13 protein-coding genes are annotated in these 21138 nt (G+C 46.5%); 8 read left to right on the top strand and 5 right to left on the bottom strand.

The window, feature by feature from the left end; all coding sequences use genetic code 11:
- Positions 1-24: 24 nt before the first annotated feature.
- Genes OI18_RS02355 through OI18_RS02345 form a run of 3 tightly spaced genes read right to left on the bottom strand, consistent with a single transcriptional unit; the run spans position 25 to position 3248 of the window.
- Positions 25-1179 carry an efflux RND transporter periplasmic adaptor subunit gene (locus tag OI18_RS02355; protein WP_052272798.1) on the bottom strand — a complete coding sequence of 385 codons (1155 nt, stop codon included), beginning with the start codon at positions 1177-1179 and terminating at the stop codon, positions 25-27.
- Positions 1180-1209: 30 nt separating this feature from the next.
- Positions 1210-2613 (bottom strand): TolC family protein, encoded by a 1404-nt coding sequence (locus OI18_RS02350; RefSeq protein WP_039136805.1) that lies wholly within the window; start codon positions 2611-2613, stop codon positions 1210-1212.
- 11 nt (positions 2614-2624) lie between these two features.
- Complete coding sequence (locus OI18_RS02345; protein WP_052272797.1) at positions 2625-3248, bottom strand: TetR/AcrR family transcriptional regulator; 624 nt, start codon at positions 3246-3248, stop codon at positions 2625-2627.
- A 189-nt stretch (positions 3249-3437) separates the two neighbouring features.
- Here OI18_RS02345 and OI18_RS02340 point away from each other — a divergent pair, with 189 nt between their 5' ends.
- The 8 genes from OI18_RS02340 (at position 3438) to OI18_RS02305 (ending at position 11449) form a co-directional block, all read left to right on the top strand.
- Positions 3438-4088: a DUF502 domain-containing protein gene (locus OI18_RS02340; RefSeq protein WP_052272796.1), complete on the top strand. Its 651-nt coding sequence runs from the start codon at positions 3438-3440 to the stop codon at positions 4086-4088.
- 17 nt (positions 4089-4105) lie between these two features.
- A complete protein-coding gene (locus OI18_RS02335) occupies positions 4106-5065 on the top strand; it encodes a zinc dependent phospholipase C family protein (protein ID WP_052272795.1) in 960 nt (319 codons plus the stop codon).
- Positions 5066-5122: 57 nt separating this feature from the next.
- On the top strand, positions 5123-6190 hold the full coding sequence (gene serC / locus OI18_RS02330; protein WP_039136803.1) for a 3-phosphoserine/phosphohydroxythreonine transaminase: 1068 nt from the start codon (positions 5123-5125) through the stop codon (positions 6188-6190).
- A 17-nt stretch (positions 6191-6207) separates the two neighbouring features.
- Positions 6208-7437: a DUF1015 domain-containing protein gene (locus OI18_RS02325; RefSeq protein ID WP_039136801.1), complete on the top strand. Its 1230-nt coding sequence runs from the start codon at positions 6208-6210 to the stop codon at positions 7435-7437.
- A gap of 14 nt (positions 7438-7451) precedes the next feature.
- Positions 7452-8483, top strand: coding sequence for a tetratricopeptide repeat protein (locus OI18_RS02320; protein ID WP_052272794.1), 1032 nt, complete (start codon positions 7452-7454; stop codon positions 8481-8483).
- Positions 8484-8627: 144 nt separating this feature from the next.
- On the top strand, positions 8628-9275 hold the full coding sequence (locus OI18_RS02315) for a YceI family protein (protein ID WP_039136799.1): 648 nt from the start codon (positions 8628-8630) through the stop codon (positions 9273-9275).
- 118 nt (positions 9276-9393) lie between these two features.
- The gene (locus OI18_RS02310) at positions 9394-11187 is read left to right on the top strand and encodes an AMP-dependent synthetase/ligase (RefSeq protein ID WP_039136797.1); all 1794 of its coding nucleotides are present in this window, start codon (positions 9394-9396) and stop codon (positions 11185-11187) included.
- Positions 11188-11239: 52 nt separating this feature from the next.
- Positions 11240-11449 carry a hypothetical protein gene (locus tag OI18_RS02305; RefSeq protein WP_039136795.1) on the top strand — a complete coding sequence of 70 codons (210 nt, stop codon included), beginning with the start codon at positions 11240-11242 and terminating at the stop codon, positions 11447-11449.
- Between the two features lie 19 nt (positions 11450-11468).
- On the opposite strand, the gene OI18_RS02300 is transcribed toward OI18_RS02305, so the two are convergent.
- Together OI18_RS02300 and OI18_RS02295 are read right to left on the bottom strand one after the other, a co-directional pair.
- Entirely contained in the window at positions 11469-12299 is an 831-nt protein-coding gene (locus OI18_RS02300) for a CvfB family protein (protein WP_039136793.1), read from the bottom strand.
- Between the two features lie 35 nt (positions 12300-12334).
- A complete protein-coding gene (locus OI18_RS02295; protein WP_039136792.1) occupies positions 12335-21022 on the bottom strand; it encodes a glycoside hydrolase family 94 protein in 8688 nt (2895 codons plus the stop codon).
- Positions 21023-21138 lie beyond the last annotated feature (116 nt).

The following is a 21138-nucleotide window of genomic DNA, read 5'->3' as shown; positions in this document are numbered from 1 at the left end:
AGGACTCTGTTGGTTTGAGGTCTCTTACTGTTGTGTACTGATAAGCTGGCCATCATATACTCCCTGGAAACCGTCTGTGATCAGTGTGTCACCGGCCTGGAGGCCATCGAGGATCTCAAGTTTATCAGCATAAAGTTCTCCCACTTTCACCACTCGCTTCCGTGCCTTAAGCTTTCCATCTTCCGTGGTTGCAACCAGCACAAATTTTCCTTTCTCATCATTCTGCAGTGTATTCATGGGAATCGAGATTGCCTCCTTCGCAGTATAGTCCTGGATCCGTACGTTGGCAATCTGGTTGGGTCGGAAGCTTTTGTCTGCCGGCATCTTTGCCTCGATGTAAAAGGAACGGCTGTTCGGGTCGATCAGCTTTCCGGATACCGTTATTTTTGTTGTAATGGTCTTAGCGATATCAGGCAGGGTAACCACCACAGCACTTCCAACTTTTACCCTGTCGATGTAATTCTCCGGTACCTGCGCCACAACTTTCAGGTTGCTCGTATTTACTATACGGATGCCGCTTGTCGGAGCACCGGTAAAAGTCTCACCAACTTTAATGTTCACTTCATCAGCAACACCGCTGATCTCTGCATATACATTTGTCATGGCCAGCTGCTCATTAAGTATAATGATCTGGCGTTCGGCCTGGTCAACATTATTCTTGGCTGTTATCAGCTGCACCTCGGTACCGATGTTCTGGTCCCACAGGTTTTTTTGACGCTGGTGAAGGTTTTTTGCAAATTCAAGCTGGGTTTTAGCTGTAACTATCTGCTGCCGGATAACCGCATCTTCAAGCTTCAGCAAAAGCTGACCTTTCTGTACTGCATCACCGGTTTTGACATATATAGATTTTACCTGCCCTCCTATTCCTCTAGGTGTTACAAAGGAAATATTCTCCGCATCAATTTTACCCTGTAGATCTATGAAGTGACTGAAAGGCGAAGTGGAAAGCTTCGAAAGGGAAACAAGCTTTGGCTTCTCCGCAGGAACAGCTGACGGGTCCAAGGCAAGAATTTCCTTTTCCAGCGCTGCCTGCTTTTCGGTCAGGTTGGCTTGTTGTGATTTGACTTTTTCCAGTTCTTCCTTTTTCTTGTCCAGTTCGCTTTTTGCGCTACCGGAGCCACAGGCAAATGCCAGGAGGATTAAGGTGCCTGCGGCTACACGGTTAATGATCGTTTGCATAAAATGCTATTTATAATTTTCAGGATTTGTTTAGAATATCTTGCCGACTGCTTTCATATAATCCACTTTAGCAATGGCGGCGTCATAAAGAGCGGAGAAAAAATTTGTCTGTGCCGTTCTCAACTCCGTCTGTGCTGTATTGATTTCGGTATTGGTACCAAGTCCCTGGTCATACTTTTTCTTCGTCTGGTCAAATACGTCTTCTGCAAGTTTCATGTTTTCGCGCTGCGCCGATACTGCAATAATCGCATCACGGAAACGGTTTCGCGAAGAAGCCACATCCCTGTCAATGCTCAGCTTCAGGAGTTCCATGTCATAATTTGATTTCTTCACTGCAGATTTTGCCTGTTCAATCTGAGAATTTCTTTTAAACCCATCGAAGATGGGAACGTTAAGCTGCACACCTATAAGACTGCTGGAATACCACTTATCCCTGAACAGGTTGAACTGGTCACGCATTGCCATGGAATTAAGTTGCCCGAAAGCAGATAGTGTCGGCAGGTAGCTGTATTTATATCGCTTTACGTTGAATTCATTCAATTGCTTCCCAATCTCCAGCAACTGGAATTCACGCCTGTCGCCGTAGTTGTATGCAGTATCAAGGATCTCCGACTTCACCATCTCTTCTGTAAGCTTTTCAGTCAGAATTACACTGTCTGCGAGTGGCATGCCAAGTAATACCTTCAAACCCAGAAAGCCATTATTCATCTGGGTTTTAAGTTTGAGGCTATCAGTACGGAGGTTGGTCAGCGTAACACTTACCTTGTCCACATCGAGTTTTTCGGCGAATCCATTTTTATAGATTTCACGGGTATCGTGATGAAGCTTTTCAAACCTCAGGATATTGTCATGGTAAAGATTGATCTGGTATTGCGCGATCAGCAGCTGGTAATAGACCTTGTAGATATTAACAGCTATATTCTCTTCTGTTATTTCCGCGTTTTTACGGGCGAAGTTCATGGCTGCGTCACGGGCCTGGAGACCAACGAATACCTGTCCGTCGAACAGGATCTGTTGCAGTGAAAGACCTGCGTTGGCATTCCACTTAGTCCCAAACTGTGCGGCAATGATGCCGAAGTCATCCGGTGCTTTTATCGGGTTACCATTTGCATCACGAACGCCTTCCTGTTCCAGCACGCCATATGTTCCGGCTGCTATGAAGTTCGGAAAGCTTTGTACCGCCACGCGTGGAGAATAGTTAACTGCAGCGGAGCCATTCAGCTGCGGTAAAGCATTTGAGGTAACCTCGCGGTTCACCTGGTGCTGTATGCGGATGTCTTCCAGGGCTTTCTTGACTTCAAAACTGTTCTTACGTGCATACTCAACTGCTTCACGCGCACTCATGGCATGAACCTGCTTTTCTACCTGTGAGCGGGCTGTGGATACGAGGCAGATAGTTGCCAGTAACCATATCCAGTGTTTATTCATTTTCATGTTGAGCCGATTTAAATCTTTTTTCTTTTTTGTTGATATTTCAGCACGAGCTTATAACCTTTCAGTGTCACGATTCCGAACAGGTAGTGCTCGATAACCTGTTGTTCCACATCGGCGAGCGTGGCCTTCTGCCGAACCAGGAACGACTGATCGAAGGGCATCAGCATGCTGTCGAGTCTCAATCTTGCAATGATCTCAACGTTAAGCTCGGGCCGATACAACTCTTCCCCGATCCCCTTTACCAGGTTTGTACGGATGACATTATATAGATAATCATTCTTGTGTTTTTCGAAATGCGTATAGGCGACCGGGTGATATTTCCTGAGATCAGGGATTACGGACGGGTTCATAGTCCTGAACATTTGTTCCGCCATTTCCATGGCCCTGAACATTTCATCTATTGCATTGATGGACTGCTGCCTGTCAAGGTCACAACGGGTTTTGGATTCCCCGATCTTGAACAGGATGACCGCGCTGACGAGCTCTTCCTTATCCGCAAAATATTGGTAAATAGTTTTTTTGCTGATGCCTATTTCGCTGGCGATGTCATCCATACTCACACTCCTGATACCATACTGCATAAACAGGTCTTTTGCCCGCGCCAGTATCCTCTCCCTATTGTCAATTTCAGTCATAATGGAAGGGCAAAACTATGGAAACTATTTATGTAACAAAAGTTTCCATCAAGATATTTTACCATTTAAGGAAAATAAACCGCACACCCTTACTGATGTTTAAACAGGAATGAGGCCATTCCAATTACCGCTAAATAACCCTTGCTGACAAGCCTCTCATTTTAGTAGGTTTGCAACTGAAACACTATTATGGACATTCAACCGGTAAGAACCGATGGCTGGCGGTGGAAAAAAATCTTCCAGTATTTTTTGCAGGGGGTTCTTGTGACGGCACCAGTTGCGATCACTGCATATCTCATTTATTGGTTTGTCAGCTCAATTGACAACCTGGTTCCGATACTGCAGGTCAGGGATCCTTCCGGTAAGATCATGACACGGAACTATGGGCTTGGCTTTGTGGTGATCATTGTGACACTTGTCGTAATAGGCTACCTGAGTTCCAATTTCATAACCAGCAGGGTGTTCAGCTTGTTTGACCATTGGCTGGAAAGGGCACCAGGCGTGAAATTCATTTACAGTTCGATCAAAGACTTCTTTGAAGCATTCGCGGGCAACAAGCGAAAGTTCAACAAAGCAGTAGTGGTATCCGTATACCAGGAAGATGTATTCCAGATCGGATTTATTACGGATGAGGATGCCAGTGAGTTTGGATTTAAAGATTACATTACGGTATATGTACCGTTGTCATACTCGTTCGCGGGACAGACCTTTATCGTACCAAGAAGCAAGGTGCGTACCCTCGACAATATCAAGGCAGCAGATGCCATGAAGTATGTGATTTCAGGCGGGGTTGCAGAGCCGGAACCCATACAGGAACAGGAGGAGGTGGTGCACAGGTAAGTGCGAAATATATCATGATGAAATGGGGTTTGACGCTGGTGCTGATGTTGCCGGCGCTTCAATTGTATTGCTGGGGTTTTTACGCCCACAGGTTAATAAATGAAAATGCAGTTTATCTTTTACCGCCGGAAATGCTGGTACTGTACAGGAAGCAGATAGGTTACCTGCGTGATCATGCTACGGATGCAGATAAACGTCGCTATATTCTGAAGGCGGAAGCGCCGAGACATTATATTGACCTTGACAGGTATGGAGACTATCCTTTTCCGGATCTTCCACGAAAATGGACTGAAGCGGTAAACAAATATGGAAAGGACACGCTGATCCAACATGGCATTCTGCCCTGGCGAATCCTGGAAATGATGAGTTCACTGACCGGTGCATTCAGAAAACATGATGGGTCATCTATCTTGAGATTATCTGCTGACCTTGGACATTATATCGGTGACGCACATGTTCCATTGCATACAAGTTCGAACCACAACGGCCAATTGTCGAACCAGCATGGCATCCATGCATTCTGGGAGAGCAGGCTTCCTGAACTGCTCGCAGAAAAGGAATGGGATTTCTTCATTGACAAGGCTGTATACGTCCACAACCCCGCGGAAATGATCTGGAAGGTAGTGATGGAAAGTGCCGCCGCCGTCGATTCAGTGCTAACTATCGAAGCAAGCCTGTCAGTTAACACGGCTCCAGATCTGAAATATGCCTATGAATGGCGGAATCGCCAGTTGATCAGGCAATATTCCGGAGTGTACAGCCTCAGCTACGACAGGCGGCTAAATGGAATGGTTGAACGTCGGCTCAGGCAGGCCATTCACATAACCGCCAGTTGCTGGTATACCGCATGGATCAATGCAGGTCAGCCAAACTTGTCGGCATTGAATGAAAAGCTCCCACCTGAACAGGTATTGGTGGTGGACAGCTTGGCCCGGTTGTGGCTAAATCGGGCAGTTAAATCACGCTCCTGCGATTAACGCTGTCTTCGTTTCACATTTTTTCAGGAAATTGCAGCCTTACCAAAAGGAAAGCACGTGGTACATAATTTTAATGCAGGACCATCCATCCTGCCGAAAGAGGTTTTTCAGGAAGCAAGTGAAGCTATTCTCAACTTCAACAATATGGGCCTTTCCATCCTGGAGATCGGTCACCGTACAGATGCTTTCCAGTCCGTTATGGACGAAGCGCAGTCTCTTACCAGGGAACTGATGAATCTTAACGCGGGTAAAGAAGTACTTTTTTTACATGGCGGTGCCTCCACACAATTTTTCCAGGTTCCCATGAATCTGCTCGATGAAAAGTCGGGCGCGGCGTACCTTGACTGTGGCGTTTGGGGAACAAAGGCCATCAAGGAGGCAAAGCTTTATGGTAATGTCGAAGTAGTGGCGAGTTCGAAAGATCGCAACTATTCGTATATCCCTAAAGGGTATTCCATACCTGATAAGGCCAGTTACTTTCATTATACAACTAACAATACGGTTGAAGGGTCGCAGATGCATGCTATTCCTGAAACCGACATTCCGCTTGTTGCGGACATGAGTTCCGATATCCTTAGTACGGACATGGACTTCAACCGCTTTGCACTTATTTATGCCGGAGCCCAAAAAAATATTGGTGCAGCGGGAGTAAACGTGGTGATAACTGATCAGGAAATCCTGGGAAAAGTTTCCCGGAAACTTCCGGCAATGATGGATTACCGTGAGCATATCAAGAATGGCTCAATGCTGAACACACCGCCAGTGTTTGCGGTGTACGTTTGTATGCTGACACTTCGCTGGTTAAAGAAAATTGGTGGGGTAAAGGCAATTCAGAAATTAAATGAAAAGAAAGCAGCCCTGCTTTACGACACTTTGGATCAGCTTCCTTTGTTCACACCAACGGTCGCCAAAGAAGACCGTAGCCTGATGAACGCCGTGTTTACTATGGCTGACGCTGACCTGGAGAAAGCGTTTCTGGCTACTTGTAAAGCAAATGGCATGTACGGAGTTAAAGGTCATCGTTCGGTTGGTGGATTCCGGATCAGCATGTACAATGCCCTGCCCTATGAAAGTGTTGAGGCGGTCACTGACCTTATGAAAGATTTTGCAAACAAAAACGGTTAACAACAGATCGAATTAATATGGCAACTATACAACCATTCAAAGCTTTACGTCCACACACATCCTTCGCGGCTGCTGTCGCTTCCCCACCCTACGATGTACTGAATTCATCTGAAGCCGCAGTTCAGGCGAAGGGTAACGGGAGTAGTTTCCTTCATGTTACGAAATCGGAAATTGACCTTCCGGGGATCAGTGACATTCACAGCGCTGAAGTTTATGAAATGGCAAAAACGAACCTGGAAAAATTTATTACTGACGGGTTGTTGCTGCGTGAAGACAAACCCTGCTATTACATATACGAACTGGTGATGAACGGCAGGGAACAAACGGGCCTGGTTGCAGTATCATCCGTAGATGACTACGAAAATGATATTATCAGGAAACATGAGTTCACACGACCGGAGAAGGAGCAGGACCGCATCAACCATATCCGGACTACAGGCGCACAAACGGGCAATGTTTTCCTGGCTTATCGGGATGTCCAGGAAATTAACGACATTATTGAAAACTGGAAGCAAAACAAGCCCGCATATGATTTTACGGCCCAGGATAATATCTCCCACCGGGTGTGGGTGGTAAATGAGGATAAGACGATTAACCTCATCAGCGAGTTGTTCCGGAATAAAGTACCCAATACTTATATCGCCGATGGACACCACAGGGCCGCTTCAGCAGCGAAAGTCCGCAAGTCTCTTGAAAAAGGGCATAGTGAAAATGCGAACTACTTCCTGACGACGCTCTTCCCCGCAGACCAGTTGCATATCATGGATTACAACCGGGTGATAAAAGACCTGAACGGACTGACCGAGGCTGACTTCCTTCGCGCATTATATGATGATTTTGAAGTGGAGAGGATGCCCGCGGCTTTTTCCCCGACAAGGCTGCATGAATTTGGAATGTACCTGGGCGGCCAATGGTTCAAGCTAACGGCAAAGGAAGGAACATACAAAACCGACCCGATCGGTGTTCTTGATGTTACTATATTATCCGAACTGGTGCTGGACAAACTGCTGGGAATCAAAGACCAGCGTACAGACAAAAGGATTGATTTCGTTGGAGGGATCAGGGGATTGGGAGAACTTGAGGGCCGCGTTAACAGTGGCGAAATGGCCGTAGCTTTCAGCCTGCACCCTGTCAGTATCCAGCAATTGTTTGATATTGCAGACAGCGGGAATGTAATGCCTCCCAAAAGCACGTGGTTTGAACCAAAGCTGAGGGATGGACTATTGACCCATTTAATCTATTCATAATAATTCGAGATGGCATGAAGATTAGTTACCGCAATATTATGCTGTTGCTTACGGGAGGTATCCTGTTCGCAACTACAAATGGCTATGCGCAGGAAGAAGATGTCAATGCCCTGCGGCAACATGCCCGCGAATACATGCAGTCCGGTGATTATTCAAATGCTACGCTGGTGCTGACCCGCGCCCTGGAAAAAGAGCCGGGCAACATAGAGTTAAAAAATGACCTGCTCTTCAATTACTATCTCGGGCGGGATTTTGGCAAAGCCGTGGAGCTTGGAAAAGCGCTCACTGAAAAGCCGAACCCGGATGTACGCAGCTTCCAGCTGCTGGGAATGACGTATAAAGCAATAGAGGAACTAAAGGAATGCGAAAAACTATATAAAGCCGGAATAAAACTTTTCCCAAACAGCGGCGTCCTGTTCAACGACTATGGCGAATTACAATGGAACAGGAAAAAGCTGGAAGAAGCTATTGAACTGTGGGAAAAAGGTATTAGCGCCGATCCGAATTATTCAGGTAACTATTACAATGCAGCCAGGTATTATTATGTCAGCACAGACAAAATCTGGGCACTGATCTATGGAGAGATATTTGTCAACCTGGAAAGTTACAGCAGGCGTACACCGGAAATAAAACAACTTCTCCTCGACGCCTACAAGAAATATTTCACCAATATGAACGGGCTTAAAGCACCCGACAAAGGGAACGGGTTTGAAGTTGAATTCGCCAACCTTTTAAATAAACATGCGTCCACAGTCAGTGGCGGGGTAACCACGGCAAGCCTAACCATGCTCAGGTCAAAATTTGTAATTGACTGGTACCAGAAAGATCCCCCACGTTATCCGTTCAGGTTGTTTGAATATCAACGGCAATTGTTGCGCGAAGGCTTTTTTGAAGCATATAACCAGTGGATCTTCGGTGCAGCCCAGGATTTGCCGGCGTTCCAGGCCTGGACCCAGCAAAATCATAAGTCGTACGACTCTTTTATTCAGTTTCAAAAAGGTCGTGTCTATAAAATGCCGGGCAGCCAACAATATCGGTTCAACTGATCCATCCTTTCATTCATCTGACTTTCAAGGAAATACGATTAATTTTGGGAACATTAGCATTTCCTTAATCAATGTTTAAACACTATTATTTGATTTTCCTTTATCTTTGTGGTACACAAATCGAAATTATTAACACAAATCACCATGAAAAAAGCAATCTTTCTGGGCGCTGCGCTTTCAGCACTGACAATTGTAGGATGTAACAATGCACCTGAAGCGGACCAGGCGGTAACAGGAGAACAACAAGAAGCGGCAGCAACCGGCGGAACTGCGTTCAACATTGACACCACAGGAAGTTCTGTGGAATGGCTGGGTTCAAAACCGGTAGGCCAGCATAATGGTCTTTTCAAGATTTCCGAAGGTAACTTTTCTGTGGAAAACGGATCGATTTCAGCTGGAAGCTTTGTCATCAACACAGCCAGTCTGACAGACCTTGACCTTAAAGCAGGTGAAGGAAAGGAAAAACTGGAAGGGCATTTGAAAAGTGCAGATTTCCTGGACACCGATAAATTTCCAACTGCGAAATTCGAGATCACTTCTGTGGCGCCGCTCGCAAATGACAGCAGCGCAACACACACGATCAGTGGTAACCTTACCCTGAAAGACAGCACAAAAAACATCAGTTTTCCGGCTAAACTGACCATTGCAGACAACAATGTTCAGGCACAGGCCAACTTCAACATAGACCGTACTCTGTGGGGTCTCTATTATGGTAACGACAAAAGCCTTGGCGATAAATTCATCCGCCCGGAAGTTAACATCAAGCTTAATATTACAGCCAACAAATTGTAAGTCGCTTTTTTAGTGAGGTTTTGCGTTTGATATAAACCGGCAGTCAGACTGCCGGTTTTTTTATTGTCCGCCACTACTTATATTTGAAAGGCTTAACAATAATCCTTACGATTGCACTATGGATCAACCCAGAAGATTATTTGATTGCCTTCAGTTCAATCTCGCACACAATCCTCTTTCCGATATGCTTGCCGGAAAGGAAAACGGGAAATGGAGGACATTCAGCACTTTAGAGGTGTCGGAAACCGTGAACCAGCTCAGTGCGGGTCTGCTGGGTTTAGGTATCGGCGGCGGAACAGATCTTACGCCGGAGGGAAGGGACAAGGTCGCCATACTTTCAAAGAACCGGCCTGAATGGATAATAGTGGACCTGGCCGTTCAGCAGATCGGTGCAATTCTTACACCAGTTTATCCAACTATCAATTTAAAGGAACTTGAGTTCGTATTTAATGATGCCCAGGTAAAAATGGTATTCGTTAACGATGAGGATCTTTATCATAAGGTATTGAGTATTCAACCCAGGGTTCCAAGCCTGAAATATATCTTTACATTTGAAAGTGTTCCGGATGCATCGCATTGGAGAGACCTGATAAGAACAGCATCGCAGGAACACCTGAACCGGATAAGCCAGATCGCAGAAAAAATCGGATATAAGGATCTCGCTACAATTATTTATACTTCGGGAACAACCGGTACGCCCAAAGGGGTGATGCTCTCACATGAGAATATTCTCAGCAATGTCATGAGCAGTATTGAAAGTGCATTCAATGACATTGGAGTCAAAGGCCAGCGGGCATTGAGCTTTTTGCCCCTGAATCACATTTTCGAACGAATGGTCACTTATATCTATTTGTATTCCGGGACTTCGATCTATTACGCTGAAAGCCTGGAAACAATTGGTGATAATCTCAAGGAAGTAAAGCCCACACTTTTTACAACTGTTCCCAGGTTACTTGAGAAAGTTTATGAAAAGATCATGCTTAAGGGTATGGAATTGACGGGTGTAAAGCGGAAGTTATTTTTCTGGGCCCATTCACTCGCAGACAAATTCGAAATTAACGCCAACAAGGGGGCCTGGTATAATTTACAATTATCGCTCGCAAACAAAATTGTTTTCAGCAAATGGAGGGAAGGATTAGGTGGAAACATAAGGGCGATAGTGAGTGGCGGTGCGGCCTGCCAGGTAAAGCTGATCCGCATATTTACGGCCGCTGGCATTCCAATTCTTGAAGGTTACGGGCTGACGGAAACATCACCAGTCATTTCTGTAAACCGGTATCCGGAAAAAGGACGGAAGTTCGGATCAGTGGGTCCGCTGATCGACGGCATAGAAGTAAAGATTGCGGAGGACGGAGAAATCCTTTCCAAAGGGCCTAACATCATGATGGGATATTATAAGCGGCCTGACCTGACTGCAGACGTGATCAGGGATGGCTGGTTCAGTACAGGCGATATTGGCTTGTTGGAACAAGGCAAATTCCTCAAGATTACGGATCGTAAAAAGGAAATGTTTAAAACAAGCGGCGGCAAATATGTTGCCCCACTGCCGATTGAAAATAAGCTGAAGGAATCCTTATATATCGAACAGCTGATCGTTGTAGGAGCAGAAAAAAAATTCGTTGGTGCACTGATTGTTCCATCGTATCCAAATCTGAAAGACTGGGCAAAGTCCCGCGGAATAGTTTATACAACAAATGAAGAACTGATAGCTCATCCTAAGGTGATAGAGATGTATAAAGACCTCGTTGAAAGCTTCAACAAGTACTTTAATCACGTTGAACAAATCAAAAGGTTTGAACTTCTTCCAGCCGACTGGACCATCGATTCGGGCGAACTTACCCCTAAGCTCAGCCTGAAAAGAAAGGTAATCATGGAAAAATATCATGCCGCCCTGGAAAGGATTTATCGATAAGGTTTAGACTTTTGCACGGATTTTGCTAATATTGGCAGATAAAAAATACCCTATGACTATCCGAACCGTGCTGGCAACAATTGCCATTGCTTCAATTGCATTCACTGCATGCACCCGTAAAACGGTCGTAATCCGAGATCATCACCACCATCATTCGAAGCCTCTTCCTCCCGGCCAGGCTAAAAAAGTTTATGGTTCCAAATCTGCAAAACCATACGCGCCGGGGCAGCAGAAGAAGCACAAACACAAACATAAAGACTAATATTCCGTATATATCGGTTTTATTTAATAAGCCTGATCCCGTGATCGGTTATTTCGATAACCTTTTGCCGGAACAGGTTTCCTATTGCCATTTTGAAGGTTTTCTTACTCATCCCGAAATAATCATATATGTCTTCCGGGTCTGATTTATCGTGGTAAGGCAGGAAGCCTCCCTGTGTATTGAGGAGGCCAAGGATCTTATCAGCTTCAGAACCGACACGATTGTACCCGGGTTCGCCCAAAACGACATCAATCTTATTTTCCGGCCTGATGGTTTTAATAAATCCCTTAGCCCTGTCGCCCACCTGGATATTACGATAAATCTCATTGAAGTGCAGCACACCGGTGTGCCTTCCGTTAATAATAACCGTATAACCGATATCAGTACGTCTGTAAACAAGAATATCCACAAGATCCTTTTCCTTTACCTCAAGGTTGTCATTACTGAGAAACGATTCAATTTTTTCAGTTGCTGCAACCCTCCCGGTCTGCTCATCCACGTAGATCCGGACAATATACATTCCCCCGACACGCATCACAGAGATCTGCCTGGAACGAGGCACGAAAATGTCTTTCATTAATCCCCAGTCGAGAAAAGCACCCTGCCTGGTCACGGAAACTGCTTTCAGCGCAACGATATCGCCGACGATTCCAGCAGGCTCCTGGGTTGTAGCGATCAACCTGTCTTCTGAATCATGGTATATAAACACTTTTACTTCATCGCCAGGCTCTAGTCCCGGTGGCACAAAACGTTTTGGCAGCAGAATGCCATCAGCTCCGTCATCGAGGAACACGCCAAATTCGACTTTTCTTAAAACTTTCAGGGTATTATACCGTCCGACCTGTATCATAATTTAAAAACCATCAATACTGAGTAAAGGTAGTCTTATTCGATGACTACCTCATGAACGGTTTCAGTGTCAACCAGAGGAATAATTGGTTCATCCTGTTTTTCACCATTCAACCTCACTATATAATTATGATCTGGATTTCGGTTGTTGATGTAAGTAATGTTGTATGTCGCTGCCCCAAATCGATATTTTACTTTAAATGATTCCCATGCCGATGGAATACAAGGTTGAACGGAAAGCCGGTCTGCATCTTTAGTAATACCCAGCAGGTATTCGATAATGAATTGGTACATCCATCCTGCCGAGCCGGTATACCATGTCCATCCTCCCCTGCCACTATGTGGGTCACGGGCATAAATGTCGGCCGCAATCACATATGGTTCCACCTTATATTTCCGCATTGTCTCCGGTGAATTTCCATGATTGATCGGGTTTACCATGCTGAAAAGCTCCCAAACCCTTTCGTTGTTTTTAAGCAACGCATTGGCCATAAGTGTCCAAATGGCGGCATGTGTGTATTGGCCACCGTTTTCCCGAACCCCGGGAACATAACCTTTTATATAACCAGGGTTCAATGGGGATTTATCGAAAGGCGGTTCCAGCAACTGGATTATGCCTGTTTCTTTCCGTACGAGATATTTACTTACTGATTCCATGGCCATCCTGCTTCTTTCCGGATCACCGGCCCGGCTGATAACAGACCAGCTCTGTGAGATGGAATCGATCCGGCACTCTTCATTTTGTTTTGTGCCGAGCGGAGTGCCATCATCGAAGTAAGCTCGCCGGTACCATTCCCCATCCCACGCATTTGCTTCAATATTCTCCCGCAGCTTTTCCGCTTCTTTCGAGCATTCAGCTGCAAAATCCTTATCCTCATTCAATACAGCGACCTTTTCAAACTCCTGCAGTGTATAATATAAAAAGAAACCAAGCCACACACTCTCGCCCTTTCCTTCCCTGCCCACATGATCCATACCATCGTTCCAGTCTCCTGATCCGATCAGGGGAATGCCGTGTTCACCAAATCTGAGGCCATTGCGGATAGATAGCTTGCAGTGCTCATATAAAGTTTCGAGCAGGGGAGAATGATGTGGCATGTCGTAATATGATTCTTCGTCATGATTAAGCAACCTGCCCTCAATAAATCCAATTCGTTCCGATAATATTGATTTATCTCCGGTAGTATTCAGGTAGCGGCACAGCACATATGGCAACCAGAGGTAGTCATCAGAACAACGCGTTCTTACTCCCCTGCCTTCCGGTGGGTGCCACCAGTGCTGAACATCACCCTGGGGAAATTGCCTCGACGCATGCAGCAGCAATTGCGACCTGACTAACTGTGGACGCGAATGAAGTAATGAAAGAACGTCCTGCAACTGGTCGCGGAATCCGAACGCACCGCCCGACTGGTAGTAACCGCTTCTTGCCCAGATCCTGCAAGCCAGCGTCTGGTAAGTCAGCCATCCGTTGGCAAGGACGTTCGTGGAAGGGTCAGGCGTCTGCACCTGTAATGAATCAAGGGTAGCATCCCAGAAATCCTTAATCATCTGCAATGCATGGGCAGCCTTTTCAACACCGGCAAATGACTTTACAAGGTGCACGGCACTGTGCATGTTATCAGCAGTTCCCAGGCGAAACACAATCTCTTTCTCTTGTCCTGCAAGCAACTCCAGGTTTATTTGTATGGCCCCACAGGGATCAATAGCCGCACCGGTCTTGCCGGAGAGTTTTGTTCTTCGCATTGCTTCCGGATTCCTTAACGTACTGTTTCTGCCAATAAACTCAGACCTGTCGCAGGTAAAATTGCGCGATGGATCATCGGCTACAAAAAAAGTAACCCTTTCTGCAAATACCGTATTGTAGCGGTTTGTCGCAAACAACGCCCCGGTCTCCTGGTCTGCTTCTGTAACTACATGCATAACAGATTTATGCCTGAGTTCACCTAACACCCATTCCATATAACCTGTGAGCGATAATCTTCTCGTACCTGTACCGAGGTTGCGGACCTTGAGGAAAAAATACTTGATACTTTCCTTGCCATCAACAAATACCTGCATTTCGCTCCTGATATTGTTTTCAATATGTTCAAAAGTGCTGTAACCGAATCCATGCCTGGCGATATATGTTGTATTTCCAGGGGCCGGCCAGGGAAGTGGTGACCAGAAATGGCCGCTTTCCTCATCACGTAAATAAAATGCTTCACCAGAAGTATCGCCGACGGGGTCATTATTCCAGGGAGTGAGCCGGTATTCATGTGCGTTTATCCCCCACGTATAGGCGGAACCGCGCTCGGAAATAACTGTGCCGAATTTTTCATTTGCCATTACATTCACCCATGGCGCCGGAGTATACTGGTGAACAGAAGTTACAATAACATATTCCCTGCCATCGGGTGAAAATCCACCCAGCCCGTTACGAAACAGCAAGTCATCAGGTACTTTAAGAAATGCGCTATTTACATGCCTGGTATCAGATGACGCTACAAGCTGAGCCGGTATTGCTTTGGATGAGGGACGTTTAACCATTTGCTCAGTCAATGGTCCTTTTGAATCATCAATAATGACCCGTGCCACTGTTTTAAAAAGGATGCGGTCTTCATGCGAGATCTGTTCAGCAGAACGGACGAAGATCCCGCCTGGCTTATCGGCAATGAAATTTCCACCCGAAGCAGTAATAAGACCAAGAATTTGCTCCTGAAGTGCCTGGCGGTAAGTACCATAATCTTCATTCCAGATAACCAGGTCAACAGCAAGCCCTTTTAATTTCCAGTAAGCATGCGCCTGTACCAGCTGCTTTACCATGGATATATTCTCGGAATCATGGACATGCAACAACACAATGGGTATGTCGCCGGAAATGGAATAACTCCAGAGACCGGATTGCCCCCTGAAGTTTGATTTTATAACTGCGGTATCCGCACGTAAAATGGGATTTGCAAAGATGATGGAACTGGCAATGCGGTTATACAATTGTGCATCAGCTTCGGTAGCATTGATCTGTCGCAATATCACCTGGCTATGGGTCCAGGACATTTCAAATGCACGATTCTTCAGGTTCCTGTCCTGGTATTTTGCCATCAATCCCGTGCAGACCTCCCTTGAATCTCCTATACCTATAACCATATCCACTACTGCTGACTGTCCGGGCTTTAATAACAATCTGTATCGTATGGAGACGATCGGGTCAAGTACAGGTCCGTCTGACCCCGAAAGTGCAACAGAATCTTTTATTACCCTTGGATTGTTGGTCGTATTGCCTCTTCCAATAAACTGCATCCGGTCTGTTTCATAGGAAACTTCCTGTACTTCTGCATCCTGCACCGTCATCAGGTGAAACATCCACGGTGGCTGCTCTGTCTTTGATCTAGGTCGTCTAGTGCACATGATCACCGGCTGGTTCGGCACGATTTCAGTCTGAACAAACAGATTACTGAACGCTGGATGGGCTGCATCGGCAGCAGGACTCGCCAAAACCACTTCGGTATAACTGGTAATTTCAAGGATCTTTCTTGCCTGGTTCCGGTTGGTAATGCGTACCCGTCTCATTTCAATATCGTCTTCCGGTGAAACTACTACCTCCGTCCGCGTTTCAAACCCCTCATCATGACGTTTGAATTCTGCATGTCCCTGTGAGAATACTGCCTGGAAGTTCTTTGCCTGGCGATGCGTTGGCTGATATGTATTCGACCAATAATTACCTGTTTCAATGTTTTTAATATAACAGAAAACTCCCCAGTTGTCGCAGGTTGTGTCCTCCCGCCAACGGGTAACTGCAATCTCCTTCCACCTGCTGTAGCCTCCGCCGGAATTTGTGATCATCACCTGGTATTTGCTGTTCGACATCAGCTGCACCTCGGGTATAGGTGTGTCCGGCGTACTGATAACACGCATTTCAGGGTATCCTATGTCGATATGAGTTTCACCGATATCAGAAGTATGGGCATAGAAGATAGAGGCGCGTGGAATCCGTTCCTGCAACAATAACAGAGTTGCCTGGAACTGGGGTTCTGCCTCAAATCTCTTTTGCATTGGCTTGTCAAGCAACAGGTAGGCTAGCGAAAGGAAGCCCATACCCTGGTGGTGGACCATGAAGGAGCGGACGATTGCGTGGGATTGACCTCGGGGCAGCCTGCTGGTCGTGTAATCGATCGCTTCAAAAAAACCATAACGACCCTGGAACTTATGATCTGTAAGCACCTGCAGGTTACGCTGTGCTTCTTCCGGATCTACCATGAGCGCCATCATAGTTGCATAAGGGGCAATCACCAGGTCATCGCCGAGCCCGCGCTTTAATCCAAGTCCAGGCACCCCGAATGCCCGGTATTGGTAATTAAGGTTTACATCAAACATGTTATAACCTGACTCAGACATACCCCAGGGAATATTGCGCTGACCTCCATACTCTATCTGCCTTTCTACAGTTGCACGGTGAGTCTGATCCAGCAGTGTATTTTCATATGTCGGCATGACCAGCAGGGGCATAAGATATTCGAACATGGAACCACTCCACGACAAGAGTACGGGATCACCGCTCGTATTCGTGAGAAGCCTGTTCAGGGCAAACCAGCTTTCCTGTGGAAGTTTTCCCTGTGCTATAGCTACAAATGTGCATAAACGTGATTCAGATGCAAGCAGATCATAATAGCTGCCATCAGCCCGGTGGTCATCAACATTATACCCGATCCGAAGAAGATGCCGAGACTTATCATAAAGGAAATTGTATTCCACGTCTGCCATCGTTTCACAATTGCGGGTAAGTGTATCAACCAGCGCCAGTCGGTCGCGGGCAACTGACGAAGCCTTTTTAATATAGTTCGTCGCTGCAAGCAGCCATTCCTTTTCCGCCACAGTATTCTCGATGGAGTTGTATGACTGGATCCTGGGAATCCATTCATCCTCAAGTTCAGCAACCTGTGAAAGTGTACGGGGAAGGTCGAGTTCTTTAAGAGTTTCGAATTCAACCGGCGCTTCGGAAAGAACGAGCCACGGAGCAATAGTAAGAAGGTCGTCAATAGCATTTTCTATATGCTGCAGCAGGCTGTTTAGCCACCATACATATTCTTCGTCTCCATGACCTGGTGAATCAGCAAGTGCTTCAGTGCAGGTCAGCAGATTATACAGGGAAAGCTTTACGGACCGAAGTGTTCCTGGTTGTACAAGAACTGCTTTATCAAATTCGTCCCGGAATTTACGTAGCCCTGCAATCTCACTTTTCCCCGAGTGTTCGGCTAAGATGTCAAATGTATCGCGAATACCCTCGAATAACCTCGGATGCACGACCGACCTCCCGGGAATTTCGAGAAGTCCCTGGCGTAGGGTCAGTATATGTCCGCAAAGGTTACCACTGTCAACTGACGAAATGTACTTCGGGGGCAGGGGATTAAGACTGATTGTGTCGTACCAGTTGAAAAAGTGTCCCTTGTACTTTTCCATCCGGTTCATTGTACCAAATGATTTTGACGTTCTGTCAAGCAGCTGGCTCATCGGGATATACCCGAAGTCATAAGCTGCAAGGTTTGCCAGGACAGAGATACCCATATTGGTAGGTGAGGTCCTGTGAGCGACTATCTCCACGGGATGTTCCTGGTAGTTATCGGGAGGTAACCAGTTGTCTTCTTCGCCGACAAATCGTTCAAAAAAAGCCCAGGTCTTGCGTGACAGGCGTCGCAGGAAACTTTTTTGCTTATCATTCAGGTCAGGAACCTGCGGCACCACAGGCAGGCTCACCCCCCATGCAATTCCCGGTGAAATACCCCAAAGGATCAGCAGAGGTGCGGCTACTGCTACTACTGTGGGCGAGAAGTAACTGAAAAAAATAAATGTAAGAAATGCGATCGCAGGTCCGCTCCACATAATGAGATACATTGCTGCCAGTGAATTTGTGGGCTGCGATGAATGGTCTGAAGAGGGCGTCCATTGGAGCAAACGCTTGTTCGTTATACACATGCGCCATAGGGTCCTGAATATTGCATCCAGGTTGTACCAGGCTTCAAAGGGAAGGGTTGAAAGCGTAAACAGTGCCAGTGAGATATTACCTGTACCCGACTGTATGCATTCACGGATATGAGCTTTGAAACTTATGTCCTCGGGCTTATGCAACACATCCCAGATGATCAGCAGTAACACCGGGAGAAAGATGAGACTTATAATAATGATAGTCCATAGCCAGGAATACGATAACCAGGCCCATGACAAAATAAACAGCGCGGTAAAAGCTAAGGGTACCAGGCTCCTGCGGATATTATCAGAAATTTTCCAGCGTGACAGGCCAGAAAGCCTGTTTCTCATAAGTCGTTTGCTGGTGCCGGGTACAAGTGGCAGGATCCAGGTTGCGATCTGCCAATCGCCCCGGATCCAACGATGGCGCCGATTAACATCGGTGAGGTAACCTGACGGGTATTCTTCATACAACTGGACATCGCTCAGTAATCCCGATCTGACATAATTTCCTTCGAGCAGGTCATGGCTCAGGATACGATTCTCTGGAAACCTTGCTTTTAATACCTGTTCAAAAGCATCGACGTCATAAATCCCTTTGCCTATAAAAGAGCCTTCCCTGAACAGATCCTGGTATACATCCGAGGTTACCCGGGTATAAGGATCCAGTCCCGAATCATTCGCATGCAACCTGGCATACCAGGAACTGTTGGCCTTTGGAAGACTGACAGCAACACGCGGTTGTAAAATGCCGTAACCGTCCACTATACGTTGCTTGTTTCTTACGTAAACTGGATGATTTAACGGGTGGGCCATCGTGGCAGTAAGTTTCCATGCTGTTTCCCGCGGCAGCTGGGTGTCGGTGTCGAGCGTAATTACATAACGCACATTGGTAAGAAAGCTATAATCGCCAACGATCGCAGAAAATGCCGTGCGTTCGGCACCGCGAAGGAGTGCATTAAGGTCGCCAAGTTTACCCCGCTTGCGTTCATATCCCATCCAGCAGCCTTCACGCGGATTCCATTTTCTTGGCCGGTGGAACAGGTAAAAGATTTCGCTGCGCCGCCGAAAATATTTTTTATTCAGTTCACTTATCCTGCTGCAGGCATAAGCAACCAGGTCATCATCGCCAGGAAGGGATTCTTCTTCCGCATCACTGAAATCTGTCAGCAGAGCGAAATGCAGGTTCTCATCCGGATTCGCCAGGTATCTCACTTCCAGCCCCTCGATAAGATGATCTACACTTTCGTCGTCTGAAATGATTGTCGGAATCACAATAAGTGTGCGGGTTTCAGGTGGGATTCCCTTTGAGTAGTCCATCCTGGGCAGCAATTTCGGTTGGGCCAGGAGGGTGATGACCCAATTAACCACCAATACCGCAAACTGACTGTTCGCAGTGATAAGGAAAAAACCAAAAATGGCAAGCTGCCAGTACGGAATCGAATCCCGCCATGCCATTTCAAGCAACGCACCCGAAATTATCAGCGTTAACAAAACTATTGAGGTAATATAAGCGCCAACGGGAATCCGTTTAAGTAAAACTTTCGTGTGGCCAAAAATTCCCCGCTTCATCTTCGCTTTCGCCTCCGTTTCCGCCAATCCTTTGTCAACTAAATAATAACCTACATGACTCTTTCTCGAATGAACCTCAGGGTGTCCATTGCTCTGTGCTGCAAGGTCAATTGCAATCCGGGCAACTTCGTATTCCGAAAGTTCGCTGTGCTTCGCAATTCTCTCCACAACGTGACGATACCGGTCACGTGTGGCAAAATCCATCTGCGAGTACACGCCACCGATATCCTGCCGTAAAGCCTGGTCAACCAGGCTGATCGTTTCGACAAATTCCTGCCAGTTCGTGGAACTCAGAAAACGCAGGCTACCGATGCTGTTGCTCATCGAAACCTGGTTGGCGGCCTGTTTCTGGTTCTCAAAGTTTACGAGATCCCCTGCCGATTGGCCGGTTTCCGCAAGCTCCTGTTCAAGCCATTGCAGGGGTAATGCAAGTGCCGGCCCTTTCCCCTGTAACCTTCTTGTGAATTCTGCAACAAACGGACTTTCCATTGGCGGGTTTGACCTCGCCATGTCAGCTATTTCCAGGATGAGGTTCTTGGGGTTTTTCTCTGCAGCAGCTATCATTTCTTCCGCCCAGAAATCTGCAAGATTCTGGTCAATTTTATCCAATGCAATCCTTGAAGCAACCCTCCGGAGATTCTCCAGCAGCGCAAGTCGCAACATAATCGGTATAGCCCAAAGTTCACCTAATGTCAGTTTAGTCACTGTCTGGTATGCGGCTACAAACGAACTGAGGGTCCTGAGGTCAACCCGGCCATCACTGTGACTGATGATCTCTAAAGCAATGTCATAAACGCGGGGAAGACCTTCAGATGGACCATTCGCGAGTCTTGGCAGACTCTGGCTATATCCTTTTGGCAGGTGTTTTTTGCCGATAACTATCTGTTCTTCGAGCAAATAGAAATTATCAAGCAGCCATTCTCCTGCAGGGGTGATGATCCGGTTGGCTTTTACTGCTTCGACAAGGAGATTGCGCACGATTAGAAGGACCTTTTCATTCTCCGCAAGTCTTTTGAGCAATTGATCAGGTGCTCGTCCTTCAGCGAGACGGTGGGCAGTGGCTACTATGCGCCCGCGCTCCTCCATCTGGTCTGTACTCAATAACTCGGACCGGAGAGGTTCTTCGTATGCATAATTCTTCATTGGGTTATCGCCGTTGAAGTATTGCCTCATACGTAAAAGGATGTCGTAAACGGTGTTCGTATTAACTTTCATTATGGACACTTAAAATGAAATCCACTACTAATCCGTCAATTCCGCAGTAACACCAGAAGGAGTTCAGTAATTCTGAGTATAAAATTAACCACAAAACTATGCCAGAAAGGCAACGC

Source organism: Flavihumibacter solisilvae, assembly GCF_000814475.1.
In the GTDB taxonomy this organism is placed as follows: Bacteria; Bacteroidota; Bacteroidia; order Chitinophagales; family Chitinophagaceae; genus Flavihumibacter; species Flavihumibacter solisilvae.
The sequence above is the reverse complement of the archived record's forward strand: the minus strand, read 5'-3'. Positions and strand labels throughout refer to the sequence as shown.

Coding starts and splice junctions, on each gene's coding strand:
- OI18_RS02355 (WP_052272798.1), bottom strand. CDS start 1,179: ATGCAAACGATCATTAACCGTGTAGCCGCAGGCACCTTAATCCTCCTG.
- OI18_RS02340 (WP_052272796.1), top strand. CDS start 3,438: ATGGACATTCAACCGGTAAGAACCGATGGCTGGCGGTGGAAAAAAATC.
- OI18_RS02300 (WP_039136793.1), bottom strand. CDS start 12,299: ATGATACAGGTCGGACGGTATAATACCCTGAAAGTTTTAAGAAAAGTC.
- OI18_RS02350 (WP_039136805.1), bottom strand. CDS start 2,613: ATGAAAATGAATAAACACTGGATATGGTTACTGGCAACTATCTGCCTC.
- OI18_RS02305 (WP_039136795.1), top strand. CDS start 11,240: ATGACTATCCGAACCGTGCTGGCAACAATTGCCATTGCTTCAATTGCA.
- OI18_RS02325 (WP_039136801.1), top strand. CDS start 6,208: ATGGCAACTATACAACCATTCAAAGCTTTACGTCCACACACATCCTTC.
- OI18_RS02315 (WP_039136799.1), top strand. CDS start 8,628: ATGAAAAAAGCAATCTTTCTGGGCGCTGCGCTTTCAGCACTGACAATT.
- OI18_RS02335 (WP_052272795.1), top strand. CDS start 4,106: ATGAAATGGGGTTTGACGCTGGTGCTGATGTTGCCGGCGCTTCAATTG.
- OI18_RS02295 (WP_039136792.1), bottom strand. CDS start 21,022: ATGAAAGTTAATACGAACACCGTTTACGACATCCTTTTACGTATGAGG.
- OI18_RS02320 (WP_052272794.1), top strand. CDS start 7,452: ATGAAGATTAGTTACCGCAATATTATGCTGTTGCTTACGGGAGGTATC.
- OI18_RS02345 (WP_052272797.1), bottom strand. CDS start 3,248: ATGACTGAAATTGACAATAGGGAGAGGATACTGGCGCGGGCAAAAGAC.
- OI18_RS02310 (WP_039136797.1), top strand. CDS start 9,394: ATGGATCAACCCAGAAGATTATTTGATTGCCTTCAGTTCAATCTCGCA.